Source organism: Bradyrhizobium cajani, from assembly GCF_009759665.1.
GTDB lineage: Bacteria > Pseudomonadota > Alphaproteobacteria > Rhizobiales > Xanthobacteraceae > Bradyrhizobium > Bradyrhizobium cajani.
Genome location: NZ_WQNE01000056.1, coordinates 1 through 25,843 on the forward strand (window position 1 = coordinate 1; position 25,843 = coordinate 25,843).

Genomic DNA, 25,843 nt, shown 5'->3' on the forward strand with positions numbered 1-25,843 from the left:
GCTGGATCGCGACGGCCACTACGGTGTCTTCTTCGCGAGCTGGCAGGTCGCATCGATCGACTTGACCAATCGCCAACCTGTCAGTGATGTGTCCGAACAGGTGTCAGCTATGTCTCCGGGCTAAACAGCAGGCGGGGCATCCAGTACGCCGCGGCCTCTCGGCTCAATCACCGGCGTCTCGGCGTCATCGCCCGGTCAAGCCGGGCGATGACGCCGAGAATGGAGCTGCGTCAGTGCGCGTCGCCGCCGCCGGTCATCGCGGCCGGCTTGTTCAGCAGCGCGACCAGCAGGCTGAGGCCGAGATAGAACAGCGTCAGGATGAAGAAGGCGTCGCCGAAGCTCATCACCACGGCCTGACGGTGCACGAGCTGGGAGAGCTGCTTCATCGCCATCAACGTGGAATCGCCAAGTCCCTGGAACTTCTGCATGAACATGGTCAGGGTTTCGGTCGCGCTCGCGTTGCCCCAGGTCACGCGCTCCTGGAGGCGCGTGATGTGCAGGTCGGTGCGGTTGTTGAGCACGGTATTGATGACGGCGAGCCCGACCGCGCCGCCGAGATTGCGCATCAGGTTGAACAGGCCGCTCGCGTTCTTGACGCGGTCCGGTGCCAGCGTGCCGAGCGCGATGTTGTTGGTCGGCACCATTGCGAACATCATGCCGATGCCACGCAGGATCTGCGGCACCAGCAGCTCGTAGAAATCGTAGTCGCGGGTGATCCAGGTCATCTGGTAGGAGCCGATCGCGAACACGACGAGGCCGAACGCGATCATGTAGCGCATGTCGAACTTCACCATGAGCCGGCCGACCAGCGGCGCGACCAGGAACATGGTGATGCCGGAGACGAACATGGTCTCGCCGATCATCAGCGCGCTGTAGCCGCGCACCTCGGCGAGATAGCGCGGATAGATGTAGGTCAGGCCGTAGAGGCCGATGCCGATGCAGAACTGCAGGAGGCAGCCGATCGCGAAGTTGCGGTTGGAGAAGGTGCGCAGATTGACGATCGGCTCGGCCGCGGTGAAGACGCGCCAGAAGAAGGCGATCGCCGAGATCGCGCAGATCCAGGCGCAGATCGCCACTGACGTGTCCTGCAACCATTCATATTGCGGCCCTTCCTCCAGCACATATTCCAGCGTGCCGAGGAAGCCGGCCATGAACAACAGGCCCCACCAGTCGAAGCGGTCGAGCAGCTCGAAATGCGGCTCGTCGAAATCGACCAGCGCCAGCACACCCAGGGTGATGCCGATGCCGGGCACGACGTTGATGAAGAACAGCCAGTTCCAGGACATCAGGTCGGTGATGTAGCCGCCGACCGTCGGCCCGATGGTCGGGGCCAGCGTCGCGACGAGACCGATGATGGGACCCACGATGTGGAATTTCGTGCGCGGGAAGACGGTGTAGGCCGAGGCGAACACCGTCGGGATCATGCCGGCGCCGAGGAAACCTTGCAGCGCACGCCAGAGGATCATCTCCTCGATGGTGGTGGCAAAGCCGCAGAGCAGGCTCGAGGCGGTGAAGCCCGCCGCCGAGATCGCAAACAGCAGCCGCGTGCCGAAGGCGCGCGACAGGAATCCCGACAGCGGGATCGCGATGACTTCGGCGATCAGATAGGCGGTCTGGACCCAGGAGACTTCGCTGGAGCTCGCCGACAGGCCGGCCTGGATCTCGCTCAGGGAGGCCGAGACGATCTGGATGTCCAGGATCGACATGAACATCCCGAACACCATGATGATGAAGGCGAACAGCCGCTTCGGCGCGATGCGCTCCGAATCGGGGGCCGCCATCATGGCAGGTGAAGCAGTCGTGGCGTTCGCCATGGTCCGGCCTCGCGGCGCTCGAGCCGCGCCTACTGCGGATGGATCGCGGTGGGATCGTCGAGATCGACCTCGCTGTCGGCGTCGGCCGCGCCCTTGTTGGTGTCGACGGTTGCGTAGACCGACATGCCGGCGCGGAGCAGGTTCTGCTTGGCGACCGACTTCGGCACGCGGATGCGGACCGGCACGCGCTGCACGATCTTGGTGAAGTTGCCGGTGGCGTTGTCCGGCGGCAGCAGCGTGAACACCGAGCCCGCGCCTGCCGCGATGCTGTCGACGACGCCGGAGAATTTGCGCATGCCATAGGCATCGACCTTGATCGTCACCGGCTGGCCGGGACGGATGCGCTTGAGCTGGGTTTCCTTGAAATTGGCGTCGATATAGACGGCATCGAGCGGCACGATGTTGCCGAGGCGCTGGCCGACCGCGACGAAGTCGCCGGTGCTGACCAGACGGTTCGAGAATGTGCCGTCGACCGGTGCGCGCACCAGGGTGAAGTTGAGGTCACGCTCGGCCTTGGCGAGCGTGGTCTTGAGCTCGGCGAGCTGGGCCTGGGCTTCGGCCTGCTGCGCCTTGGCGACATCGACGTTGCTGATCGCGACGTCGTAGGCGGCCTGCGCGGCCTTGACCGCAGCGGCGCCCTGGTCGCGTCCGGCTTCCGAGCTCTCGAAGGTGGCGCGCGAGGCAAAGCCCTTGCTGCTCAGCGCCTGCTGGCGATCATAGTCGAGATCGGCGCGCTTCAGACCCGCTTCGGCGGAGACGAGCTGCGCCTTTGCCTGCGCGACCTGGCTGTCGAGCGCCGCGACCTGGCGGCCGATGCGATCGATCGTGGCCTGCTGGGTCGCGATCCTGGTCGCGGCGGCATCGACCGCGATCTTGTAGTCGCCGTCGTCGATGCGGAAGACGACGTCGCCGGCGCGCACCGGCGTGTTGTCGCCGGGGAGGATCGAGGAGATATGGCCGGCAACGCGGGCACCGAGCATGGTGTTGTTGGCGCGGACATAGGCGTCGTCGGTGGAGATGTAGAAGCGGCCGACCAGCGTGTAGTAGCCGGCATAGCTCGCGACCGCGAGCGCCAGCAGCAGGCCAACGCCCATCAGCACGAATTTGCGCTTACCGGACTTCGGAGCGCCGGCAGCAGCCGCGGGCGCGCTCGGCGCAGGTGCCGTCGGGGCCGGCTTGTCGTTTGCGGGCTTCTCCGGCGCCTCGCCGGTGCGGCGCTTGGTTTCCTCGGCCACATGAGAGCGCAATTGCTCGGCCAGGACTGCGGGCTTCTCGGTCGCGGCGTCACTGCCCGCCTGCTCCGGCGTCGTCTCCACAGTTTCCTGGCGAAGGACGCGCGCAGCCTGGTCTCTCGATACGGCCATAACGGCCTCCCCAAAAAAGCGCGACAAGGGACGGCCGCCGCGCGGCACGTTCCCTTCGCTTATCCCAAATATCATTGACCGAACCGTTCGGTCAATATAGATAATACTCCGGCGGTGACCGTAATGGCCCGAATCCTTTATTCGGGTTTCATGGCCCAGATCCGGTGCAAAAACCTTCCGAGACCCTGAACCAATGGTTGTAGCGGCCAGTGAACATCTGCACGTCCTCCCAGAAGAGGACAGCTCCAAGCGCCGCCAGATCCTGGACGGCGCCCGCAAGGTGTTCATGGATCTCGGTTTCGATGGCGCCAGCATGGGCGAGATCGCGCGCGCGGCGCAGGTCTCCAAGGGCACGCTCTACGTCTACTTCGCCGACAAATGCGCGCTGTTCGAAGCCATCCTCGAACAGGAGGCGCTTCAGCACGGCCAGGTCGTGTTCAATTTCGACCCGGCGCGCGATGCCGAGACCACATTGAAGGACTTTGGCCGGGCCTACATCCACCTGCTCTGCCGTCCCGGCGGCGGCTCGGCGATCCGCACCGTGATGGCGATCGCCGAGCGCATGCCCGATGTCGGCCGCCGCTACTATGCGCGGGTGCTGGACAAGACCATTCGCCGGCTGTCCGACTACCTCAAGGCCCATGTCGCTTCCGGCGATCTCAGGATCGACGATTGTGACCTTGCCGCCTCGCAATTCATGGAACTGTGCAAGGCCTCGCTGTTCCTGCCCTTTGTCTTCCAGGCCGCACCGGCACCGTCGGAAGAGCGCATGACTGAAGTTGTCGACAGCGCGGCGCGGATGTTCCTGGCGGCGTATCAGGCGAAGTAGCAGCAGCGGACCGCGTTGCGTGTGCCGGTCCCGCGGCACTATATTGGCACCATGTCCCGCGACCTTCGCCCGCCTGTCGATATCCTCCATTATGAGATCGTCCAGGAACAGGCCTCTGCGCTTGGGCGGATGGGCCGCACACTCGAGCAGAGCCTTGCGCGCTTGCGCGAGTTCGACGCCGCCCACGAACGCTTGGAGCTGCCGGCCTCGATGCAACCGGCGAGGCGCAAGCTGGTCGCGGAAGCCGGCCAGGCGCTCTGGATGTTCGTGGTGCAGCGCGAGGCGACCGGCCTTCGCGACAGCCGTCACATCATGCGAACCTACAACGTTCCGGGCGAGGTGCAGCGGTGCATGGGGCTGGCCCCCACGCCGTCGAAGCCGACTTCAAAATGACCTGCTAGCTCCGCAGAGCTACGTCCCGATCTCTTCCATCCTGCGCCACCCATGCAGGACGCGGCGCTCCTCCCGCGCGAAGGCAAAGCAATTGCCGCCGCCGGCGGGCTGATCGTGGATGCGATCGATGGGATGGCCGGCATAGTGGCAGAACAGCAGCGTGCCGACGGCGCCGTGGCCGACGAAGAGAACATCGCCGGGACGACTGCGGACCAGCACCGCCTCGACCTCGCGCACGATGCGCGCCTGCGCGTCAATCGCGCGCTCCCAGCCGCGGACGCTGAGATGCGGCTGCGCGAAGAACTGGTCGGCGACCTTCTCGAACTCGTCCGGCTTCAGGAAGCCGGTTGCCGAACGGTCGTTCTCATGCATGGCGTCGCGGATTTCGATCATGACACCGAGCCGTCCGGCGATGATCTCGGCCGTCTCGATCGCCTTGCGCTCGCCGCTGGAAATGATCTGCGTCGTGTTCGCGAGCCAGCCCGCATTCGCCAGCGCTTCGGTGCGTGTTCGACCGACCGAGCTCAGGCCCCATTGCGGCACCGGCACGTCGGGGTCGATCTGGACTTGCGGATGGGTGAGATAGCGGACGATGGACATTCCGGTTGGTGCGATCGTAGCCCGCATGAGCGAAGCGATATGCGGGAGGGCTGTCCCGGATATCGCTTCGCTCATCCGGTCTACAAGAGAAGGTGCGTCGACCTAATCGTCGGCGTACTCGTCTTCTTCATGCTTGCGCGGCGTGCTCTTGCGGCCGAGCGAGCCGGTCACATAGGGATCGCGCCTGTTCGCATAGGGATTGCGCGACTGCGCCCGCCCGGCAACCTCTTCGCCGGACACGGCGGCCGGCTGGCAGATCAGGCGGCGGCTGGCGCGGCGCATCAGGTCGACGTGGATGTGATCGTAGTGATAGACGTTCGAACCGGGCGCCAGCACCGTGGTGAAATGCGCGCAGGCGCCGGACTGCACGTCGCGCAGAAAGCCCTGCTCTTCCGGCATGCCACGCCAGCCATCCTTTACGGTGACGCGGCGGCCGTCGGCGAGCACGAAGGCTGAGATGTCGAGCGCGTTGCCGAAGGCGTGCTCGGAGATGTGGGCATGCGAGTTGCCGTTCATGCCGCGGCAGGAATAGGCGGAGATCTGCTTGATCTCGGCGACGCGGACGCCGAACCAGCGCATTGCCGAGGGCTGCACGGTGTCGGCGAGCCAGCGATCGAGCTCGGACACGATCGGACAGGCCAGCGTCGCGGTCGGCTTGATTGCAACGGGGCCGACGGCGGTGACGGGATTGCCCTGCGCCGGACCAAGGCGCGGCAGCGGCTGCTGCGCGGGCGCCTGCGAGTAAGGCGCTGGACCTGCCGGCCGCGCCGGATAGCTCGGCGCATTCATGTAGCGCGCAGCGCCGGCAGCGTCGGTGCCCTCGGGCGGCAGATCGATCTCATCTTCCTGCGGCGCCACGCCGGGCGCATTCAGCGACATCGGTCCGGATGAGGCGCCATAGCCGGCGGGCTGGCGCACCGCGCTCTCGGGATAGTTCGGCCGTTGCGGGTAGGAGGATGCCGGATAATTCTGGCCCTGCGGATTTGAGCGCGGCTGCGTCACCGGCCAGCGCGGCTGGTTGCCGATGCTTGCGGGCGGACGCAACTCCTCGTCGGCAAAGCCATAGCTGCTGGAGGCTTCGCCGATCGCGGCGACCTTGAGCGGGAACTCGGCACCGCACTGGCCGGGACCGGAGATCGGGTCGATGCGGACGATGTCCGCACTCTCCTTGACCGCACCTGATTTCAGGCACGCCGCTTCTGCCTCGGCTCGCCACGGTTCACGTTCGGCCTGGAAAAAGCCGCGTCCGCAACCCGCAAGCGAAACAAGGACGATGGAGCCGACGAGATACAAACGAACTCCGCGCGTCATGCGCGCACGTTCGGTGAATTTACTTAAAGACTCTTCAACGTGTCGATTTCAGCTTCTCTTAACCATGCCGCGGCGCGGCGACATTGGGTGAACGGCAGCAAGGCTGACTTTCTTGCCGCGAGACTCTCTGTTAACCATATCGGTTGTGCGCAAAGCGGCGTGACCAGCATCCCAGGGAGCAACGGCATGACGTTCGCCGGGAAACTGAGTGTGATCACCGCGTACCTCGCCATGGCCTTCGTCGGCGCCATCGTGCTTGGCATGATCTAGCGGTTCAACCGACAGCATCGAACTCTATCGGCGCTCACCCTCCCCTCCAGGGCGGGGCAATCGCATATGCTGGCAATTTCTCTGTGGCCATCCTTCGAGACGCCCGCCGTTGGCGGGCCCTCAGGATGAGGACCGAGTGCGTGGCAGCAGTTTCGACCAGCACCGATGCCGCTTAGCCTCATCCAGAGGAGACCGCGAAGCGGTCGTCTCGAAGGACGAGGCGCGCGCTCAAGTCACGCAAAATGCCATATGCGATAGCCCTCCCCTGGAGGGTAAGCGTGCGCGGCTTCACGACCGCGCGCTCCACGGCGCGCCCAGTCGCGGCACGGCCGTCGTGATGTTCATCACAGAACCCCGGCGCTGCCCGGCCTAGGGTCGAACCACGCTCGGTCCACCAGCGACTCCAGTCCAGATCGGGACCACGCAATTTCGGGAGGTTGTCATGAACAAGCTCTACATCGCCGCCACCGCGCTCTTCCTCGCGTCGACCGCCGCCGCGCATGCCGGCAATTCGATCTCGTTCCAGATCGAGGGCCAGCACATCCGCATCGAAACGCCGCGCAACTGCGCCTCGCTCGATTGCGTGACCATCGTCGCGCCGGGCCTGTCGGACAAGCCGATCAAGCTGAACAACATAAACCTCAAGGGCCTTGGCGGCTCCAAGGACGATGACGCCGACACCACGCCGGCTCCGGTGCAGCAGCAGCCCGTGCAGCAGGCGCCGGTCCAGGCGACCGCACCTGCGGTTGCCGCCGCTCCGGCCGCCGGCCCCGACAACACGCAGACCGCACCTGTCGCGCCTCCTGCTCCCGTTGCCGCGCCGGCTCCCATCGCTGCTGCTCCCGCGCCGGCTCCGCTTGCCGCTGCGCCCGTGGCGACGCCGAACTCGCCGATCGGCGTGTGGGCGACCGAAGAGAACAAGGGCAATGTCCGTGTCGAGCAGTGCGGCGCCAATCTCTGCGGCTATGCCGTCAAGACCAACGAGCGCATCCTGATCAACATGAAGCCCGACGGCTCGAAGTGGAGCGGCCGCATCCACGATCCCAACTCCGGCCGCAACTACGACTCGACGATCGCGATGAAGGGCCCGAACGCGATGCGCGTGCAGGGCTGCGCCTTCGGCGGCATGTTCTGCGGCGGCCAGACCTGGAAGCGCGTGAGCTGAGATTACCACTGTCATCCCGGGACGATGCGAAGCATCGAACTATGGTGCGTAATTGCGCACCTGAGGGTTGGGGCCGCTTCTGCAAAAATAGTGACGGAGAAGCACTCCTTCGCCAGCTCCGTCATTGCGAGCGCAGCGAAGCAATCCAGAAATCTTTCCTCGGCGGAACTCTGGATTGCTTCGCTGCGCTCGCAATGACGATGTGGAGGGAGCCTGCCCGCAACCGCACCAACTTGCAGATGTCGTCCTTGGTCAGCACACAGCGCGAGCTCACGCCTCGCCGCGCAGCCAGGCCCTTACCTTCTGCAACAGGCCGTGCCGCAGTTCGTCGACCGAGGCGGCTTCGGCCGGTGTCAGCGTCTGCAAGGCCGCATCGAGCTCGTCGGCGTGAAGCGGCGGCGGCTCGGGCGCGGGCGGCGATGCAAGCCCTGCGGCCGCGAGCGCGATCGGGCCGATCTGGGTGAGGAAGACGCGCTCATATTCGCGCGACAGGCGCGCGATCGCGTCCTCCAGCGTCAGCCAGTCGACCGCCTTGATGTCGTTCATCAGCTTGCGGACCGGGCCGCCGTCGGCTTCCATGCGCCAGAAATGCACGACCTTGGTGCGTCCGCCCGACTGATAGACCAGCGTGCCGAGGAATTCGTGCATGGCGACATCGTGGCCGGTTTCCTCCAGCACCTCGCGGTGCGCGGCTTCCTTCGGCGTCTCGCCATCGTCGAGCTTGCCCTTGGGCAGGACCCATTCGTTGCGCTTGCGCTGGCGCACGACCGCAACCAGCGGGACAGCTCCCCGCCACAATACAATACCACCCGCCGCCATCACCGGCGCCCGCGCCATCACCAAATCCGTCGTCGTGGAATCTTCCCCACGGGGATATAGGCGGCGGAGACGGCAGATTGAAGGCTACTTTCTCCTCAACAGTGCTTGACCCGCGCGGATGCGCGTGCCTTCGCCGATACCGTCGCAGAACGTGAAATCGCCGGGCGCCAGGATGATGATGGTCGAGCCATGCTCGAACCAGCCGAGCTCCTCGCCCTTGGTCACGTTGACATCGCAGGGGAAATTGACCGGGCCGCGCGTCTGCGCGTTCAGCACCATGTCGAGGAAGTGCAGGCGGATGCTGGCGACCAGGATCGCGGCGACCGGCACCAGCGTCACGGCTTCGCCGGTCGCCAGATGCGTCCGGATCACCGCGCGTTCGTTCTTGCAGAACAGCCGCTCGACCCGCTTGAGCGCGATCGGGTTGACGTTCCAGACGTCGCCATGGATCAGCGTGACGCGCTCGATATGCGCGTCATAGGGCGCGTGGAAGCGGTGATACATGCTCGACGTCAGCCGCAGCGTGACGAAGGAGCCGTTGCGGTGCTGGTCGACGAGGGCGGAATCGCCGAGCAGGTCAAGCAGCGAGTAAGGCGCACCCTTGACCTGGAACAGCTCGGTGTCGGCGATCTTCCCATGGGCGCCGACGATGCCGTCCGAGGGACTGGCGACGACCGCCGGGTCCGGATCGAACGGACGCAGGCCCGGCTTCAGCTCCCGGGTGAAACAGTCGTGCAGGCTCTTGAAATGGGTCTTGCGCGCCTCCGACAGATCGAGGTCGGAGAACAGCTTCCAAAGGGCGATCGAGAAGTCCCGCACCAACGGGTTCTCGATCTTGGAGAACCAGCCCATGAAGCGGGTCAGCGCCGCGCGCGGGATGCGGTTGGTCAGCAGGAAGTTGAGGTCTTCCTGCTGGGTGAAAGAGGCGATGAGGGCTTTGACTGTCATGAATCTGTCAGCTCGCAGGGTTAGCGCTTGTTGTCATGGAAACGACACTCCCGATTCTCTCATTTTCCGTGGCCGCCGCAGCGTCCGCTGCCGCCGTCTTCCCGAAGATCAAGGCGCGCATCGAGCTCTCCCGCGCCAAGCACCGCTCGCTCGCCGGGCACTCGAAGATGTCGCGCCGGGTGGCGCGGCTGCTCCCGTTCTACGAGTTTAGGGGTGATCAATATTTCGGTTGCGACGGCGCACCGGCCAACGTGGTGACGCAGCGCAAGGAGGCCTTCTTCCGGCTCGCAGCCCTCTACGCCGATCGCTACCCGAAGGGCCGCGCGATGACGAAGGAGGCGGCGGAGACGATCTCCGATCTCAACTTCACCGAGAGCTACCGCGTGCCGTTCCAGTTCTCGCGCCTCGTCCGCGAACACCTGGGCACCTCGACCTTCGTGGAATCGTCCAGCGGCGTCACCGTCACGGATGTCGACGGCAACACTTCCTACGACCTCACTGGGTCGTACGGCGTCAACATCTTCGGCAACGACTTCTACAAGGAGTGCATCGAGGGCTCCGAGAAACGGGCGCACGCGCTCGGACCGGTGCTCGGTCCCTACCATCCCGTCATCCTCGAGAACGTGCAGCGGCTCTGCCAGATCTCGGGCCTCGACGAAGTCTCCTTCCACATGTCCGGCACCGAAGCCGTGATGCAGGCGGTGCGGCTGGCGCGCTACCACACCAAGCGCACGCATCTGGTCCGCTTCGCCGGCGCCTATCACGGCTGGTGGGGCGACGTGCAGCCCGGCGTCGGCAATCCGATTCCCGCGCACGAGACCTACACCCTCGCCGAGATGTCCGAAAAGACGCTGCACGTGCTGCGCACGCGCAAGGACATCGCCTGCGTGCTGGTCAATCCACTCCAGGGCCTGCATCCGAACGCCAACGCGCCCGGCGATTCCTCGCTGGTCGACTCGTCCCGTGGCGGCCATTTCGACCGCGCGGCCTACACCGAATGGCTCAAGAAGCTGCGCGAGGTCTGCACCGAGCGCGGCATCGTGCTGATCTTCGACGAGGTGTTCGTCGGCTTCCGTCTCGCCGCCGGCGGCGCTCAGGAATATTTCGGCATCCGCGCCGACATGGTGACCTACGGCAAGAGCCTCGCCGGCGGCCTGCCGGTCGGCGTCGTCTGCGGCAAGCGCGAACTGATGCGCCGCTTCCGCGACGACCGCCCGGCCGACATCTGCTTCGCCCGCGGCACCTTCAACTCGCACCCCTACGTCATGACGGCGATGGACGAGTTCTTGAGCCGGCTCGCCAGCCCGAACTTCCGCGCTGTCTATGACGGGCTGGAGGAGACCTGGAACGGCCGCGCGCAAAGGCTCAACCAGATGATGACCGACGCCGGCCTGCCGGTGCGGTTCGCCAATTTCTCGTCGATCTGGACGGTGAAATACACCGAGCCGTCCCGCTACAACTGGATGCTGCAATATTACCTGCGCGCCGAGGGTCTGGCGCTGAGCTGGGTCGGCACCGGACGGCTGATCTTCAGCCTCAACTATACCGACGCCGACTTCACCGAGGTCGCCGAACGCTTCGTCCGCGCCGCCGGGAAGATGAAGGCCGACGGCTTCTGGTGGCACGATGCCGCGCTCACCAACAAGGGCATCAAGCGGCAGATCCTGAAAGAGATGCTGGCCAAGCGCTTCGGGCGCTGAGGCTCTTCCCGCTATCACTTCTGTCATTCCGGGGCGGCTCAAAGAGCCGAACCCGGAATCTCGAGATTCCGGGTTCGATGCTTCGCATCGCCCCGGAATGACGGCGTTTGTGGCAGGGGCAGCGGCGTTCGCAGCCCCTAACACGTGGATGCCCGGGACGAGCCCGGGCATGACGTAGCCAATCGACATCGGAGTGCTTGGTGAGAACAGCGCGCTCAGGCGTGCTGCTCTTCGAGCGTCGGCTCGCCGACGAGGCCCAGCGTGTGCTCGGGGTTGAGGTGCAGGCCGGGGTCCATCAGCTCGCCGCGCATCAGGGCCAGCGGAGCACCGCGATAGAGCATCAGGTCGTGGAACGGGTCGGTCAGGATCTTGGTCATCCAGACGAGGCCGGTCTCGACGTCGCGGATGAAGAACAGGTGCACGGTGCGGAACAGAAGACCACCGCCGCCGACGACGAGCCAGATCTTCGCCACCTGACGCATGAAGTCGGTCGCGCTCGCCCAGGGCGTGAACAGGCCGAACAGCGTGGGATCGGCGACCAGCACCAGGGGCGAGAGGGCCCAGATCGCCATCAGCACCACCTTGCGCTGAAGGTTGTAGCCGACCTTGATCTCTTCCTTGTGCTCGTGCGTCGCCTGGTTGATGTGGTCGTAAGTGTGCGGCTCGAAGAAGAAGTGACCGGCCTGGCGCGAGGTCATCGAGATCAGCCAGCCGACCAGCGCGGAGATCACGGGATCGACGAACAGCCAGACATAGGCGAAGAGGAAGCTCAGCGCGCTGACGAAGTGCAGGCTCTGATTGATGCGGCTGTGGTGGTAGTAGCGATGGTCGTCCCAGCGCTGGATCCGCAGCTGCTCGAGGTAATTCTTGATCATGCTTTCCCCCAAAATGCTTTCGGGTACGGGATTACAGGGATTCGATGTAGGCCGTGTGACATCATCATTTTGTCATGTGACGATGTGCAGCGGCGCGATGACGCACGCGACGCGTAGACTTCAGATCACGCCGCCTTCCTCAAGCCGCCTTCTCCTCAAGCCGCCTTGGCGACGTCGACCTTGCGGAAGCGCACCAGCGAGAAATGGCCGAGCGGCGGAATCAGGCGGCGCTCGGCGAGCTCGATGCCGTGGGCGCCGGCCAGCCACTTGGCGTAACGCGACCAGGCGAACTCGGCGGTGCGGAAGCCGAGCGGACGCACCACCGGCTGGAGCTTCTGCTCGATGAAGCGGCGCATGCCGGTGTCGGCGCTGACGCGGGTGAGGATGATCAGCTCGCCGCCCGGGCGCAGCACGCGGGCGAATTCGTCGAGCGCCTTTTCCGGATTGGGCACGGCGGTGACGACATATTGCGCCATCACGACGTCGAAGGAGTTGTCGGGGAATTCGAGCTTCTCGGCGTCCATCACCGCGAGACCCTCGACGTTCTTCAGCTTCTGCTCCGTCACGCGGCGGCGCGCCTTGTCCAGCATCGCTTCCGAGATGTCGGTGCCGAAGATGCGCAGGTTCGGCGCATAGAGCGGCAGCGAGATGCCGGTGCCGACGCCGACCTCGAGCACGCGGCCGCCGATCTTGTTGGTGGCCGCGATCGCCGCCTGACGGCCCTTGGCGAACACACCGCCGAACACGAGATCGTAGACGGGCGCCCAGCGGTCATAGGCCTGCTCGACCGTGCCGCGGGTGAGGTCAAGCTGCTGGGTGCCATCAAGGTTCATGATCTTAGCCATCGATGAGGTTCTCGCTGTGGTTCAAACGGTCAAACGGTAAGGTCAACCGCGCACCGGCCGCCGCGCCATGCGAGGCGAGGCGCGCAGGACGCGGCTGGGCTGAAGTGACGTCAGGTTTCCGACGAACTGGCGCGCGCTGTTCTCCCAGGAGCGCTCCAGCGCGAAGTTGCGACAGGTCTCGCGCGACATGGTGAGCGCGCGCAGGCACGCGGTACGCAGATCATGATCGATCGCGCCGATCGGATGGTCGGCGATGACGTCCTTCGGGCCGGTGACCGGAAACGCCGCAACCGGCGTGCCGCAGGCGAGCGCCTCGAGCTGCACGACGCCAAAGGTGTCGGTCAGGCTCGGGAACACGAAGACGTCGGCAGCGGCGAGATGCGCGGTCAGATCCGCCCCCTTCTTCTCGCCGAGGAACACGGCGTCGGGATATTTCTTTTCGAGCGCAGCCTTCTGCGGACCGTCGCCAACGACGACCTTGGTGCCGGGCAGGTCGAGCGAGAGGAACGCTTCGAGGTTCTTCTCCACCGCCACGCGCCCCATGGTCATGAAGATCGGCCGCGGCAGATCGAGCTTTGCCGGACTGTCGGGATGGAACAGCTCGGTATTGACGCCGCGCGTCCAGAAGCCGAGCCGCTTGAAGCCGCGCTCGGACAACTCCTGCCGCAGCGAGGGCGTCGCCACCATGGTCATGGCGGCAGCATCGTGGAAGTGGCGCAGTACGGCATAGCCGACGCTCGTGGGGATGCCCGTCCGCACCGAGACATATTCCGGAAAGCGCGTCGTGTAAGAGGTGGTGAAGGCAAGCCGGTTGCGGCGGCAATAGGCGCGCGCGGCCCAGCCGATCGGGCCTTCGGTCGCGATGTGCAGCGCTTCCGGCGCCGCCTTCTCGATCCGCCGCGCGATCTCCTTTCCGCTCGGCAGCGCGATGCGCAGGCCTGGATAGGTCGGCAGCGGCCATGACGGAAAGCCGTCCGGCGTCAGGAAGTCGATCTCGACATCCAGGGCCTTGGCGGCGTTCGCCAGCGATGTCAGCGTCCGCACCACACCGTTGACCTGCGGATGCCAGGCGTCAGTCGCGATTAATACCCGCATGGGGAATCCCGAGCATTGATGATTCTCGGCTTACGACCATCAACGAAGGATATTTCAGGCGTGTGACGTCACATAAGTGTCGGCGTGCTGTTTTGTTCGTTAACGGGCCCGCGGGGCCACGAAACTGTCATGAAACAATCCTTGCCGCCACGAAACCGTTTTCGGTTTTCCGCGCAAACGTCCCGAAACCTTTTGCCGTTAGTGATTTAGGCAACGGAGCACCGAAACGGTGCCGGGTGACCAAGAAACACCGCGCAAACAGGGGCGACCAATGTTCAATCTGGGCACGTTCAAGACGTATTCGCGCGCCGTTGCCTTTGGCGCAGCCGCGATCTCCGCATTCGCATTCGCAGGTGCAGCCAAGGCCGCGCCCGTGCAGCTCTTCCCCTTCTTCCAGCCGCTGCCGCCGATCGCCGCACCGCAGCCGATCCAGCCCTATCAGCCTTACCAGGCAACGCCCTACCAGGCCGCGCCGTCCGAGGATCAGGACCAGGTCGAGATGCCGGCGCGCTTCCGCCGCCAGACCGTCGCCTACGCGACGCGCGAGGCGCCGGGCACCATCATCATCGATACGCCGAACACCTATCTCTATTACGTGCTGGGTAACGGCCAGGCGCTGCGTTACGGCATCGGCGTCGGCCGCGACGGCTTCACCTGGTCCGGCATTCAGTCGGTGAGCAAGAAGGCGGAGTGGCCGGATTGGACCCCGCCGCCGGAGATGATCGCCCGCCAACCCTATCTGCCGCGCCACATGGCCGGCGGCCCCGGCAACCCGCTCGGCGCCCGCGCCATGTATCTCGGCGGCACCATCTATCGCATCCACGGCACCAACGCCCCGGAGACCATCGGCAAGCACGTCTCCTCCGGCTGCATCCGCATGACCAACGCGGACGTCACCGACCTCTATTCGCGCGTCAACGTCGGCACCAAGGTGATCGTGCTGCCGATGACCGAACGCCGCGCGGATCTCGGAGCTGCGACGCGGTAACCGACAGGACATTGTGACGCAAACGGCCCCGGAACCCACCGGGGCCGTTTTCGTTTGCCCTCGACATCACGACGCGCGCGCTTGCTGCGATGCGATCCCCGATGGAGGCACAGATGCAATCATGCCTGCAACAGCCGCCAGGCACATCGCTGCGCGCGATCGCCGGCGCCGGAGCCTTGACGCTGCTCCTGTCCACGCCTTCCTCGCTCGCGCAGCAGCCGGCGAGCGACGATTCAGCCCGGCAGGCCTTCAACAATTCCTGCCGTACCTGCCACTCCATGAAGGAAGGCGACAATCGCCTCGGTCCCAACCTCAACAAGATCGTCGGACGCAAGGCCGGCTCACTGCCGAACTACAACTACTCTTCGTCGATGAAAGAAGCCGGCTTCGTCTGGGATCAGGACAAGCTCACGCGCTTCATGGTCAAGCCGGACGAGGTCGTGTCCGGCAACAAGATGCAGCCCTATGGCGGCGTCTCGGCGGAGGAAGCGGGCAAGGTGGTCGCTTATCTGCAGGCGGCGTCGCAGTAACGACCCCGGCGATGCCGGACATTTGGTTTCGGTGATCGCGGCCATCCTTCGAGACGCCCGCCTTTGGCGGGCCCTCAGGATGAGGACTGAGTTGGTGGCGTTGAGACGACGAACCATCGCTCTTGCGCCAATATGCAACTGCCAGTTGGCCTCATCCTGAGGAGCGCGCCCTTGCGCGCGTCTCGAAGGATGGGACGGGCACGATGGCAGATGGCGCGTACCTTTACATTCTCAGATGCGCTGATGGCAGCTACTACATCGGAACGACCCGTACCGGGCTTGAGTTCAGGATCGCTCAGCACAACGCCGGCACTTTGCCGGTTACACCAAGTCGCGCAGGCCAGTGGTTCTGGTCTTCTCTCAATGGTTCGATCGGATCACCGACGCGATCGAATGCGAACGCAAGCTCAAGAAATGGAGCCGCGCCAAGAAGGAAGCCTTCATGCGCGGCGATTTTTCCGAACTCCATGAACTGGCAAAGCGCGGATCACATCATCCTTCGAGACGCCCGCCTGCGGCGGGCCCTCAGGATGAGGGCTGAATGCGCGGCTCCCGGCTGCTCGACGAAAGACCTTCCACTTCACAGCTGCCTGCCGCAACGGACGAAATGCCAGTTAAGCCTCATCCTGAGGAGACCGCGGAGCGGTCGTCTCGAAGGACGAGGCGTGCACGCCGCTAGAAGCTGCTCATCGGCCCCGCCGCTCCGAAATCAGCTTCAACCACGCCGCCGAATGAAACGCGCTCATCAAGAGATACATCGGCACCATCCCGCCGAGCAGAGAGCCGTGTCCGGCGGCGCAGAGCATGTCCGCCGGACTGTCGCCGATCATGGCCGTTAACACGGCCATGATCGCGAAGGTGGGTGTGGCCGCCAGCCCAAGCCGTAGCCCAAGCCAACTGGCGAGGTGGCGCGCGGCCGCGACGCCGTCGCGGCTGGCGCCGACAGTTGCGGGACTAGTCACGTCCTTCCGCCGCCTCTTCGCGAAACGCCTTCTCGCCGGCGTCGGAGATCTCGACCCACTTCTTGTCGGGCTCAGCCCCGTCCGTGTAGCTGTCGTGCCAGTTCCACCACTTGTAGGTCGGCGTCTGCGGATAGCCCTTCGGCGAGTCCTCCCAGACCTCCTGCCGGCCGAGCGGCGTGATGTCGAGGTAGTTCCAGGTGCCGCCCATCTGCTCGTCACCGCGGCTCTTGACGAAATAGGTGCGGAAGATGCGCATTCCGTCGCGGTAGAACACGTTCGTCCCATGCCATTCGTCGACGCCGAAATCGGCGTCGAAACTGTCGGTGACGGTGACCCACGGCATGGTCCAGCCCATCCGCTTCTTCAGCCTGATGATGTCGGCCTGCGGCGCGCGCGAGGCGAACACCAGCGTGGTGTCGCGGGCATTCAGATGCGCGACATGAGCGACCTGGTCGGCGACCATGGAGCAGCCGCGGCAGGCATGATCGGGCCAGCCGAACACGCCGGGCTCGAAGAAGGCCCGGTACACGATCAGCTGCCGCCGGCCCTGGAACAGATCGACCAGACTGACCTTGCCGCCGGGCCCCTCGAACGCATAGGTTTTGGTCACTTCCATCCACGGCATGCGCCGGCGCTCGGCGGCCAGGGCGTCGCGGGCACGGGTATGCGCCTTTTCCTTCACGAGCAGTTGCTGACGGGCCGCCTCCCAGTCCTGCGGCGACGCCACCGGCGGGGTTTGCATGGCGGGCTGTCCGTCGTTCCGTCCGTTTTGGGCTATTGTCATCATGTCTCTCCAAACCTCTTGCTTGGTCTCTTGCCTGGGCGGTCGTTCCGCATCTCGCTATGACGGACGCGGAACCGCTCGCCCCTCACCGCACATTGTCGGCCGTCAACGATTTCTCGCACCTCGCGGTTGCGCGGTGGGAGTAACAAGTGTGGCGGGATTGACATGGAGTCGCTGATCACGGCCGCCGCGCGTGCGCTCGAAGCCGGCGATCCGCTCGGCGCGCTGAACCGCGTTGCGCTGCGCAACGATGCGCCGTCGCTCGCGCTGCGCGGCATCGCGATGGCTCAGCTCGGCGATCTCGCCAAGGCCAAGACGCTGCTGCGGAGCGCGGCACGCGCGTTCGGTCCGAGAGAAGCCGTCGCGCGCGCAAGGTGCGTGGTGGCCGAGGCCGAGATCGCGCTCGTCTCGCGCGACCTGGGCTGGCCGGTGAAGACGCTCGCCGCCGCGCGGGCGACCCTCGAAAAGCACGGCGATCTCGCCAATGCCGCCCATGCAGGTCACATCGAGGCGCGCCGCTTCCTCCTCGTCGGGCGGCTCGACGACGCCGAGCATGCATTGGCCGCGGTCATCGCCTCCCCGCTCCCGCCGGCATCGCAAGTCGTCCGCGAGCTCGTGGTCGCCGGCATCGCAATCAGGCGGCTCAGAACGAAAGACGCGCGCGCGGCACTCGGCCGCGCCACACGTGCGGCGCGGCTGGCCGGCATTCCGGCGCTCGCAGCCGAGGTCGAAAGTGCGAACCTCGTGCTCGACACGCCGGCGGCGCGCCTGATCGCGCGCGGCAAGGAGCATCCGCTGTTGCTTGGACAGGTCGAAGCGCTGGCGGCGTCCAAGGCACTCGTCGTGGACACGTTCCACCACACCGTTCGCAAGGGAGACATCGTCGTGTCGCTCGGAACACGGCCGGTGCTGTTCGCTCTCGCGCGCCCCCTGGCGCAGGCTTGGCCCGCCGACGTGTCCCGGGAGGCGCTGATGTCCGCGGCGTTTCGGGCGAGGCACGTCGATGAATCGCATCGCGCCCGGCTCCGGGTCGAGATCGGCCGGCTCCGCGCCAAGCTCAAGCCTCTCGCCGATGTCAGCGCAACGAAGCAAGGCTTTGCGCTGACACCGCGCAAGACGCGAGACGTTCTCGTGCTGGCGCGGCCCGTCGAGGAAAAGCATGCCGCCGTGCTCGCCCTGCTCTCCGATGGAGAGCCGTGGTCGAGCTCCGCGTTGGCGCTGGCGCTTCGAACGAGCGCACGTACCGTGCAGCGGGCGCTCGAGGAGCTGGCGCGATCGAACAAGGTGCAGTCGTTCGGGCATGGCCGTGCGCGGCGCTGGATGACCCCGCCGGTCCCGGGTTTCCCGACAGGCTTGTTACTCCCCACGCCGCTGCTGAAGACATAGGATAGAGTCACATCCACAGGGATCGAGCACATGAAGCGTTCAGCCGCAGAGATCGTCAGGGAGTATGGTCCTTTCGCCGGCGTCGAGGCCGTGCACGGCGTCACCTATGACGGCACCCATGTCTGGTTCGCCTCCGGCGACAAGCTGAACGCGGTCGATCCGGCCAGCGGCAAGATCGCACGCTCGATCGATGTCGCCGCGCACGCGGGAACGGCGTTCGACGGCCGGCACCTGTTCCAGATCGCGGAGGATCGCATCCAGAAGATCGACGCCGCGACGGGCAAGGTGCTCTCCACCATCCCGGCACCGGGCGGCGGTGGCGATTCCGGCCTTGCCTGGGCCGAGGGTTCGCTCTGGGTCGGGCAATATCGAGATCGGAAAATCCATCAGATCGATCCGGACACCGGGAAGATCCTGCGCACCATCGAGAGCAAGCGCTTCGTGACCGGGGTGACCTGGGTCGATGGGGAGCTCTGGCACGGCACCTGGGAGGGAGAGGAAAGTGACGTGCGGCGCATCGATCCCGAGACCGGCAAGGTGCTGGAGCAGCTCGACCTGCCCGCCGGAACGATGGTTTCAGGGTTGGAGTCCGACGGCGGCGATCGCTTCTTCTGCGGCGGCGGCGATCGCGGCAATGTGAGAGCGGTCCGCCGTCCCCGGCGCGCCGCCCCGCGATGACGGTCTGAACACACGCCGCCGTTAACCTGTTCGCCCCAATTCCACCCCACCGGTGCGCTCTAGCGCCCTCCTCGCCCGCCCTGTAGAGTTCGGTCCCGGGGCGGCCTGGGGGATTGATGCGTCTGACGTTGAACTTGAAGACTATCCTGATCGCCGTCGTGGTGCTCGCGGCGTCGTTCTTCATCAGCTTGAAGGCGATGGACTTCCTGTCGCCGCGCGCGACGAATTCGGCGCCGCCGGTCGCGCAACTGCCGCCGCTGCCGCCCGCCTCGAAGAGTTCCATCGTGGTCGCGCCGGTCGCCATCGCGCTGTCGGCGATCCGCGAGCAGGCCGAGAAGGCCGCGCCGCGCAATTTCGCCGGCAAGGCCGACAACCCGATCTCGCAGATCCTGGAGAACGCCGACATCGGCTGGTCCGCAGTCCGCGGCCCGATGGCGGCAAACGGCGACAAGGACGTGCTGACACTGTCGACGCCGCTCGCCGGCAAGCTGAACGTGACGGGCTCGCTGTCCTCGAAAGCCACCGGCGCACTTGGCGATGCGCTCGGCAGCGTGCTCGGCGGCAACGCCGCAAAGCAGATCGGCGCGGTCAACATCAAGAACCTGAACGCCAGTGCCGAGATCAAGGGCAACGTGGTCGTCACCTCGCGCCCGAAGCTGGCGGCCAACTGGCATCTCGAGCCCAATCTCGGCGCCCAGGTCAATCTCGGCGACACCAATCTTGCGGTCGCCGGCGCCAAGGTCAACGTGCCGGCGCAGGTCAAGCCGCTGATCGACAAGAACGTCGCCGAGCAGATCAACATCGTCTCCGAGCGCATCCGCAACGATCCTTCGCTGCGCGAGAACGCAAAGGTGCAATGGGCCAAGGCCTGCCGCTCGATCCCGCTGCAAGGTTCGGGCTCGTCGCTGCCGCCGCTGTGGCTCGAGATGAAGCCGGTGCGTGCCATCGCCGCGCAGCCGCGCGTCGACGCGCAGGCCGTGACGCTGCTGCTCGGCCTCGAGGCCGAGACGCGCGTCACCTCGACGCCGACCAAGCCGGACTGTCCGTTCCCCGAAAAGATCTCGATCGTGCCGCCGACCGGCACCGGCGTGAACATCGGCGTGCCGATCGACGTGCCCTTCACCGAGATCAACAAGCTGATCGCCGCGCAGATGGTCGGCCACACCTATCCGGAGGACGGCTCCGGCCCGGTCGACGTCACCGTCAAGAGCGTCAACGTGATCCCCTCGGGTGACCGGCTGCTGATTTCGCTGCTGGTGCGCGCCAAGGAAAAGAAGAGCTGGTTCGGCCTCGGCGCCGAGGCGACCGTGCACATCTGGGGCCGGCCGATGCTCGACCAGGCGCAGCAGACGCTGCGGCTCGCCGACATCCAGCTCGCGGTGGAGTCCGAGGCGGCGTTCGGCCTGCTTGGCGCCGCGGCGCGCGCCGTGGTGCCGCAGATGCAGCAGGCACTGGTGCAGAAGGCGACGCTCGACCTGAAGCCGATCGTCGCCAATGCGCGCGAGAAGATCGCCGCCGCGATCGCCGACTACCAGAAGAGCGAGGACGGCCTCAAGGTCGATGCCAGGATCGACAGCCTGACGCTCGCCGACATCGCCTTCGATTCGAAGACGCTGCGCGTGGTCGCGGAAGCCGGCGGCTCGCTGAACGTGTCGGTGACGAAGCTGTCGGGGATGTAAGCACGCCCTCACCCACCGGGCCCGCGCGCGTCTTCGCCCGCTTGCGCCGCTGGCATTCTCATCGGAGGATGCTAAGCTATCCCTCGCAACCTCGAACGAGGTGCTGACGGCACTGTAGCGGGCTACGAGAGGACGACATGGAAGCCGGCATGGTCACGCCTGCGCCGGCGCTGGTGCGCTTTTCCGGCATTCAGAAGACCTACGATGGCGAGCACCTCGTGGTGAAGAACCTCGATCTCGACATCCGGAAGGGCGAGTTCATCACCCTGCTTGGCCCGTCGGGCTCGGGCAAGACGACCACGCTGATGATGCTGGCCGGCTTCGAGGTTCCGACCCAGGGCGAGATCTACCTCGCTGACCGGCCGATCAAGAACATGCCGCCGCATAAGCGCGACATCGGCATGGTTTTCCAGAACTATGCCTTGTTTCCGCATCTGACGATCGCGGAGAATATCGCCTTCCCGCTCTCCGTTCGCAAAATCAACAAGGCGGAAGCGCAGGAGCGCGTCAAGTCGGCGTTGCGTATGATCAAGATGGAAACCCTGGCGCACCGGCGGCCCGGGCAGCTGTCCGGCGGTCAGCAGCAACGCGTGGCGCTGGCCCGCGCGCTGGTTTTCAACCCGCAGCTTGTGCTGATGGACGAACCTCTGGGAGCCCTGGACAAGCGCCTGCGGGAGCAGATGCAACTGGAGATCAAGCAACTGCACGAGACGATGGGCATCACCGTCGTCTACGTCACGCACGATCAGAGCGAAGCGCTCACCATGTCGGACCGCATCGCCGTGTTCAACGATGGCATTGTGCAGCAGATCGACACGCCCGACGCACTTTACGAGCATCCGGTGAACAGCTTCGTCGCCCACTTCATCGGCGAGAACAATGTGCTGGCCGGCACCATCGAAACGGTCGAAAAGGAATATTGCCGCGTCGCGCTGGCCGGTGGCGGTGCCGTCACCGCACGGGCGGTCAACATATCGGGCGCGGGCGCATCGACGTCCCTGTCGGTGCGGCCGGAGCGGATCTCCATTATCCTGGACGGCACCTCCAGCGACGGACCGAACCGCCTGCCGGCCAGGGTGCAGAGCACCATCTATCTCGGCGACCACGCGCTGGCCGTACTCGATGTCGCCGGCAACGGGGAGTTCATTGTCAAGCTTCAGCCGGACGCACATGTCAACCTGAGACATGGCGACAGCGTGTTCATCACCTTCCGCCCGGAGGACTGCCTGGCCCTCGATCCCGTCTGATCCGGACCGACATCGATCAACTTCAACGTAACTCACATGTAGAAGGAACAAGGACCATGCTGAAGCGCAAGATTGGCAAGATCGCTCTGGGTTTCGCCGCGGCACTGAGCGCCAGCGCTGCGCTGGCCACGGCCGCGGAGGCGCGTGACCTCACCGTCGTGTCGTGGGGCGGCGCGTATCAGGATGCCCAGAAGAAGGTCTATTTCGAGCCGTTCAAGAAGGCAGCCAGTATTCCGATGAACGACGAGTCCTGGGACGGTGGCATCGGCGTGCTGCGCGCCAAGGTGCAGGGCGGCGCCGCCACCTGGGATGTCGTCCAGGTGGAGAGCGACGAACTCGCGGTCGGCTGCGAGGAAGGCCTGTTCGAGAAGATGGACTATTCCAAAATCGGCGGCGAGGCCGCCTATATCCCGCCGTCAGTCAATCCCTGCGGCGTCGGCGCCATCCTCTACGATTTCGTTCTCGGCTACGACAAGGACAAGCTGAAGGAGGCGCCCAAGGGCTGGGCCGATTTCTTCGACACCAAGAAGATTCCGGGCAAGCGCGCCCTGCGTCAGGGCCCGAAGACCACGCTGGAGATCGCCCTTATGGCCGACGGCGTCGCGCCGAAGGACGTCTACAAGGTGCTGGCGACCGACGAAGGCGTCGATCGCGCGTTCAAGAAGCTGGACACCATCAAGGGTGACATCGTCTGGTGGAAGGCCGGCGCCCAGCCGCCGCAATTGCTCGCTTCCGGCGAGGTGGCGATGACCTCGGTCTACAATGGCCGCATCGACACCGCGAACAAGAACGAGAAGAAGAATTTTGGCATGGTGTGGGACGGAGCGCTGTTCACCCTCGACAGCTGGGTCATCCTGAAGGGGAGCCCGAACAAGGACGCGGCCTACAAGTTCCTCGACTTCGTCGGCAAGCCGGAGAACCAGTCCAAGCTGTCGGAGAACATTGCTTATGGCACCTCGAACAAGGACGCAGCCGGCAGGCTCGCGCCCGCCGTTCTGAAGGACCTGCCGACAGCGCCTGACAACATCAAGAACGCGGTCGAGATCAATGTTGGCTTCTGGCTCGAGAACATCGACCGCCTGACCGAGCGCTTCAACAAATGGGCCGCGAAGTAGCACGCAAGCGAACAGGCGCGCGGTGCAGGCAGAGGGACGATAGTCCTTCGACTGTGCCCCGCCCCTGGCCTGAAATGGATCGAGCAGTTTCGTTGCGGCCAGCCTTCGAGACGCCCGCTTTCGGCGGGCTCCTCAGGATGAGGCGGGAGTGTGCGGCAGCTATTTCACAGGCCCCAATGTCGAGGAGCCTCATCCTGAGGAGACCGCGAAGCGGTCGTCTCGAAGGACGAGGCGCGCGCTCAGGCCGCTCCCAACCTGAAATGGCGAGGAATGTCCGGTCAAAGAGGCTCAATCCATGACAGCCGTCCTGACCAGCGCCGATGCCCCGACCGAAGTACCGCTCAAGCGCCGCCTGAAGCGGGCCGAGCGGGCGCGCCAGGTCAAGGCGTTGGCACTGGTTCTGCCGCTTCTGCTGTTTCTGCTCTTCACCTTCGCTGGCCCCATTGCCGGCATGCTGTGGCGCGCGGTCGATGACCGGGAGGTGCGCCAGATCCTGCCCCAAACCATAGCCGTTCTCGCCGACTGGGACGGCAAGGACCTGCCGGACGAAAAGGCCTACGCGGCGCTGGCTGGCGATATCCTGGCGGCGCGTGGCTCCGGCACCATGGCCATCGCGGCCAAGCGGCTGAACTACGCACTCAACGGCTTCCGCACGATCTTGACCAGCACTGCACGCAATCTGAAGGCGGTGCCGGAGCCCGGCACGGCCAAGGAGACGCTGGGCAAGATCAATCCGGCCTGGCGCGAGCGCGCCACCTGGACGACGATCAAGGACGCCAGTGGCCCATTGACCGGCTTCTACCTGCTGGCGGCGCTCGACCTCACCCGGAACATCGACGGCGCGATTGTCGCGGCCCCGCCGGATCAGGCCATTTACCGCAACATATTCACCCGCACCTTCATCATCAGCCTCAGCGTCACGGCACTCTGCCTCATCCTCGGCTTCCCGGTCGCCTACCTGCTGGCGACGCTGCCGCCCGGCCGGTCGAACCTGCTGATGATCTTCGTCCTGCTGCCCTTCTGGACTTCGCTTCTGGTCCGCACCTGCGCCTGGATCGTGCTGTTGCAGAGCAAGGGCGTCGTGAACGACAGCCTGCACTGGCTTGGCATCATCGACGAGCCGTTGCGCCTGATCTACAACCGCTTCGGTGTCTGCGTGGCAATGACCCACGTTCTCCTGCCGTTCATGATCCTGCCGCTGTACAGCAGCATGAAGGCGATCTCGCCCGCCTACATGCGTGCCGCCGCCTCGCTCGGCGCGCCGCCGGTCACTGCCTTCCTGCGGATCTACCTGCCTCAAACGCTGCCCGGGATCGGTGCGGGAAGCCTGCTCGTCTTCATCCTGGCGCTCGGCTACTACATCACACCGGCACTCGTCGGCGGCGCCGCCGACCAGATGATCAGCTACTTCATCGCGCTCTACACGACCGAGACGGCCAACTGGGGTCTTGCCTCGGCGTTGGGTACGGTGCTGCTGCTGGTCACTCTTCTGCTTGCTCTCCTCTACGGAAAGCTGGTGCAGGGACAGCAGGTCACGGGAGGAATGAAGAATTGAGCGACAATCTCTCCCTCCGCACGCCCAGCCAGCGCATTGCGTGGACTTCGACCATAATTGTCTCCACGCTGGTGTTCGTCTTCCTGATCGCGCCAATCCTGGCGATCATGCCGCTGTCCTTCAGCTCGGGCTCCTACCTGACCTATCCGCTGCCCGGCTTCTCCTTGCGCTGGTACGACGACTTCATCAATTCGCCGCGCTGGATGACGGCGCTGAAGAACAGCATGATCATCGGCGTCGCCTCGACCCTGCTGTCCATGGTGCTCGGCACATTGGCCGCGCTGGGGCTGGCGCAGTGGAAGAGCCGGTTCAAGCCGCTCGTACTGGCCTTCGTGCTGTCGCCCGTCGTCGTGCCCGGCGTCATCACCGCGGTCGGTCTCTATTTCTTCTTCGCCCCGATCGGACTGACCGGCAGTTATCTCGGCCTGATCCTGGCCCACACCGCGCTGGCGACGCCCTTTGTGGTGATCACGGTCGGCGCGACGCTGCAAAGCTTCGACACCAATCTGACGCGCGCCGCCGCCTCACTCGGCGCCTCGCCGCTCTACGCGTTTCGACGCGTGATCCTGCCGCTGATCCTGCCCGGCCTGGCATCGGGTGCGCTGTTCGCCTTCGCGACCAGCTTCGATGAGGTGGTGATCGTCCTGTTCATGGTAGGTCCCGAGCAGCGCACCCTGCCGCGCGAGATGTTCGCCGGCATCCGCGAGAACATCAGCCCGACGATCACCGCCGCGGCGGTGATACTGACGACGGTATCGGTCATCCTCCTCGCCACCATGGAGGGCCTGCGCCGACGCAACGAACGGCTCAAAGGCGGCAGCGCCTGAGTGGCACCTGGTTCGTCATTGCGGCGGCGAGAAAAAGGACAGGCCGACGCGCCCGGTGAAAACC

25 protein-coding genes and 2 pseudogenes are annotated in these 25,843 nt (G+C 65.2%); 16 read left to right on the plus strand and 11 right to left on the minus strand.

The window, feature by feature from the left end:
• Positions 1-124: pseudogene (locus tag GPL20_RS36450) on the plus strand (IS481-like element ISRm20 family transposase); the annotation flags it as partial.
• A 106-nt stretch (positions 125-230) separates the two neighbouring features.
• On the opposite strand, the gene GPL20_RS36455 reads toward GPL20_RS36450, so the two are convergent.
• Complete coding sequence (locus tag GPL20_RS36455) at positions 231-1,814, minus strand: DHA2 family efflux MFS transporter permease subunit (RefSeq protein WP_157337195.1); 1,584 nt, start codon at positions 1,812-1,814, stop codon at positions 231-233.
• A gap of 29 nt (positions 1,815-1,843) precedes the next feature.
• The gene (locus tag GPL20_RS36460) at positions 1,844-3,178 is read right to left on the minus strand and encodes an HlyD family secretion protein (RefSeq protein ID WP_157337197.1); all 1,335 of its coding nucleotides are present in this window, start codon (positions 3,176-3,178) and stop codon (positions 1,844-1,846) included.
• A 193-nt stretch (positions 3,179-3,371) separates the two neighbouring features.
• Between GPL20_RS36460 and GPL20_RS36465 the strand changes: the two genes are divergently transcribed.
• Both GPL20_RS36465 and GPL20_RS36470 read left to right on the plus strand, forming a co-directional pair.
• Positions 3,372-4,007 carry a TetR/AcrR family transcriptional regulator gene (locus GPL20_RS36465; protein ID WP_157337199.1) on the plus strand — a complete coding sequence of 212 codons (636 nt, stop codon included), beginning with the start codon at positions 3,372-3,374 and terminating at the stop codon, positions 4,005-4,007.
• Positions 4,008-4,058: 51 nt separating this feature from the next.
• Positions 4,059-4,400, plus strand: a complete 342-nt coding sequence (locus tag GPL20_RS36470) for a DUF6665 family protein (RefSeq protein WP_157337201.1) — start codon at positions 4,059-4,061, stop codon at positions 4,398-4,400.
• 18 nt (positions 4,401-4,418) lie between these two features.
• On the opposite strand, the gene GPL20_RS36475 is transcribed toward GPL20_RS36470, so the two are convergent.
• Together GPL20_RS36475 and GPL20_RS36480 are read right to left on the minus strand one after the other, a co-directional pair.
• Positions 4,419-5,000 (minus strand): histidine phosphatase family protein, encoded by a 582-nt coding sequence (locus GPL20_RS36475; RefSeq protein ID WP_157337203.1) that lies wholly within the window; start codon positions 4,998-5,000, stop codon positions 4,419-4,421.
• A 102-nt stretch (positions 5,001-5,102) separates the two neighbouring features.
• Positions 5,103-6,311, minus strand: a complete 1,209-nt coding sequence (locus GPL20_RS36480; RefSeq protein WP_157337205.1) for an extensin-like domain-containing protein — start codon at positions 6,309-6,311, stop codon at positions 5,103-5,105.
• A 39-nt stretch (positions 6,312-6,350) separates the two neighbouring features.
• Here GPL20_RS36480 and GPL20_RS36485 point away from each other — a divergent pair, with 39 nt between their 5' ends.
• Both GPL20_RS36485 and GPL20_RS36490 read left to right on the plus strand, forming a co-directional pair.
• Entirely contained in the window at positions 6,351-6,581 is a 231-nt protein-coding gene (locus tag GPL20_RS36485) for a hypothetical protein (protein ID WP_157337207.1), read from the plus strand.
• A 442-nt stretch (positions 6,582-7,023) separates the two neighbouring features.
• Positions 7,024-7,746 (plus strand): DUF2147 domain-containing protein, encoded by a 723-nt coding sequence (locus GPL20_RS36490; RefSeq protein WP_157337209.1) that lies wholly within the window; start codon positions 7,024-7,026, stop codon positions 7,744-7,746.
• A gap of 270 nt (positions 7,747-8,016) precedes the next feature.
• On the opposite strand, the gene GPL20_RS36495 is transcribed toward GPL20_RS36490, so the two are convergent.
• Both GPL20_RS36495 and asd read right to left on the minus strand, forming a co-directional pair.
• Positions 8,017-8,583 (minus strand): NUDIX hydrolase, encoded by a 567-nt coding sequence (locus GPL20_RS36495; RefSeq protein WP_157337211.1) that lies wholly within the window; start codon positions 8,581-8,583, stop codon positions 8,017-8,019.
• A gap of 66 nt (positions 8,584-8,649) precedes the next feature.
• On the minus strand, positions 8,650-9,513 hold the full coding sequence (asd, locus tag GPL20_RS36500) for an archaetidylserine decarboxylase (protein ID WP_157337213.1): 864 nt from the start codon (positions 9,511-9,513) through the stop codon (positions 8,650-8,652).
• Positions 9,514-9,548: 35 nt separating this feature from the next.
• On the opposite strand from asd, the gene GPL20_RS36505 reads away from it, so the two are divergent.
• Positions 9,549-11,213, plus strand: coding sequence for an aminotransferase class III-fold pyridoxal phosphate-dependent enzyme (locus tag GPL20_RS36505; RefSeq protein ID WP_157337215.1), 1,665 nt, complete (start codon positions 9,549-9,551; stop codon positions 11,211-11,213).
• Between the two features lie 215 nt (positions 11,214-11,428).
• Here the strand turns inward: GPL20_RS36505 and GPL20_RS36510 are convergent, their stop codons facing one another.
• From GPL20_RS36510 to GPL20_RS36520, 3 genes are all read right to left on the minus strand, one after another.
• Positions 11,429-12,088, minus strand: coding sequence for a hypothetical protein (locus tag GPL20_RS36510; protein ID WP_157337217.1), 660 nt, complete (start codon positions 12,086-12,088; stop codon positions 11,429-11,431).
• Between the two features lie 155 nt (positions 12,089-12,243).
• Positions 12,244-12,933, minus strand: coding sequence for a class I SAM-dependent methyltransferase (locus GPL20_RS36515; RefSeq protein ID WP_036003432.1), 690 nt, complete (start codon positions 12,931-12,933; stop codon positions 12,244-12,246).
• Between the two features lie 42 nt (positions 12,934-12,975).
• Complete coding sequence (locus GPL20_RS36520; RefSeq protein WP_157337219.1) at positions 12,976-14,028, minus strand: glycosyltransferase family 4 protein; 1,053 nt, start codon at positions 14,026-14,028, stop codon at positions 12,976-12,978.
• Between the two features lie 271 nt (positions 14,029-14,299).
• Here GPL20_RS36520 and GPL20_RS36525 point away from each other — a divergent pair, with 271 nt between their 5' ends.
• From GPL20_RS36525 to GPL20_RS36535, 3 genes and pseudogenes are all read left to right on the plus strand, one after another.
• Positions 14,300-15,016 carry a L,D-transpeptidase gene (locus GPL20_RS36525; RefSeq protein WP_157337221.1) on the plus strand — a complete coding sequence of 239 codons (717 nt, stop codon included), beginning with the start codon at positions 14,300-14,302 and terminating at the stop codon, positions 15,014-15,016.
• A gap of 113 nt (positions 15,017-15,129) precedes the next feature.
• Positions 15,130-15,546 carry a c-type cytochrome gene (locus GPL20_RS36530; RefSeq protein ID WP_167533359.1) on the plus strand — a complete coding sequence of 139 codons (417 nt, stop codon included), beginning with the start codon at positions 15,130-15,132 and terminating at the stop codon, positions 15,544-15,546.
• A 203-nt stretch (positions 15,547-15,749) separates the two neighbouring features.
• Positions 15,750-16,087: pseudogene (locus GPL20_RS36535) on the plus strand (GIY-YIG nuclease family protein).
• Between the two features lie 145 nt (positions 16,088-16,232).
• Here the strand turns inward: GPL20_RS36535 and GPL20_RS36540 are convergent.
• Both GPL20_RS36540 and GPL20_RS36545 read right to left on the minus strand, forming a co-directional pair.
• Positions 16,233-16,508 (minus strand): hypothetical protein, encoded by a 276-nt coding sequence (locus tag GPL20_RS36540; RefSeq protein ID WP_254126171.1) that lies wholly within the window; start codon positions 16,506-16,508, stop codon positions 16,233-16,235.
• Positions 16,501-17,295: a DUF899 domain-containing protein gene (locus GPL20_RS36545; RefSeq protein WP_157337226.1), complete on the minus strand. Its 795-nt coding sequence runs from the start codon at positions 17,293-17,295 to the stop codon at positions 16,501-16,503. Before GPL20_RS36545 ends, GPL20_RS36540 begins: the two co-directional genes overlap by 8 nt.
• Positions 17,296-17,457: 162 nt before the next feature.
• On the opposite strand from GPL20_RS36545, the gene GPL20_RS36550 reads away from it, so the two are divergent.
• The 7 genes from GPL20_RS36550 (at position 17,458) to GPL20_RS36580 (ending at position 25,779) form a co-directional block, all read left to right on the plus strand.
• On the plus strand, positions 17,458-18,678 hold the full coding sequence (locus GPL20_RS36550; protein ID WP_157337228.1) for a helix-turn-helix domain-containing protein: 1,221 nt from the start codon (positions 17,458-17,460) through the stop codon (positions 18,676-18,678).
• A 30-nt stretch (positions 18,679-18,708) separates the two neighbouring features.
• Positions 18,709-19,356 (plus strand): Vgb family protein, encoded by a 648-nt coding sequence (locus GPL20_RS36555; RefSeq protein ID WP_157337231.1) that lies wholly within the window; start codon positions 18,709-18,711, stop codon positions 19,354-19,356.
• 116 nt (positions 19,357-19,472) lie between these two features.
• On the plus strand, positions 19,473-21,035 hold the full coding sequence (locus GPL20_RS36560; RefSeq protein ID WP_157337233.1) for a DUF4403 family protein: 1,563 nt from the start codon (positions 19,473-19,475) through the stop codon (positions 21,033-21,035).
• Positions 21,036-21,172: 137 nt separating this feature from the next.
• Complete coding sequence (locus tag GPL20_RS36565) at positions 21,173-22,282, plus strand: ABC transporter ATP-binding protein (protein ID WP_157337235.1); 1,110 nt, start codon at positions 21,173-21,175, stop codon at positions 22,280-22,282.
• Positions 22,283-22,338: 56 nt separating this feature from the next.
• Positions 22,339-23,397, plus strand: a complete 1,059-nt coding sequence (locus GPL20_RS36570; RefSeq protein ID WP_157337237.1) for an ABC transporter substrate-binding protein — start codon at positions 22,339-22,341, stop codon at positions 23,395-23,397.
• Between the two features lie 295 nt (positions 23,398-23,692).
• Positions 23,693-24,952: an ABC transporter permease gene (locus GPL20_RS36575; RefSeq protein ID WP_157337239.1), complete on the plus strand. Its 1,260-nt coding sequence runs from the start codon at positions 23,693-23,695 to the stop codon at positions 24,950-24,952.
• Positions 24,949-25,779: an ABC transporter permease gene (locus GPL20_RS36580; RefSeq protein WP_167533360.1), complete on the plus strand. Its 831-nt coding sequence runs from the start codon at positions 24,949-24,951 to the stop codon at positions 25,777-25,779. The genes GPL20_RS36575 and GPL20_RS36580 overlap by 4 nt, the downstream gene beginning before the upstream one ends.
• Positions 25,780-25,843: the final 64 nt, after the last annotated feature.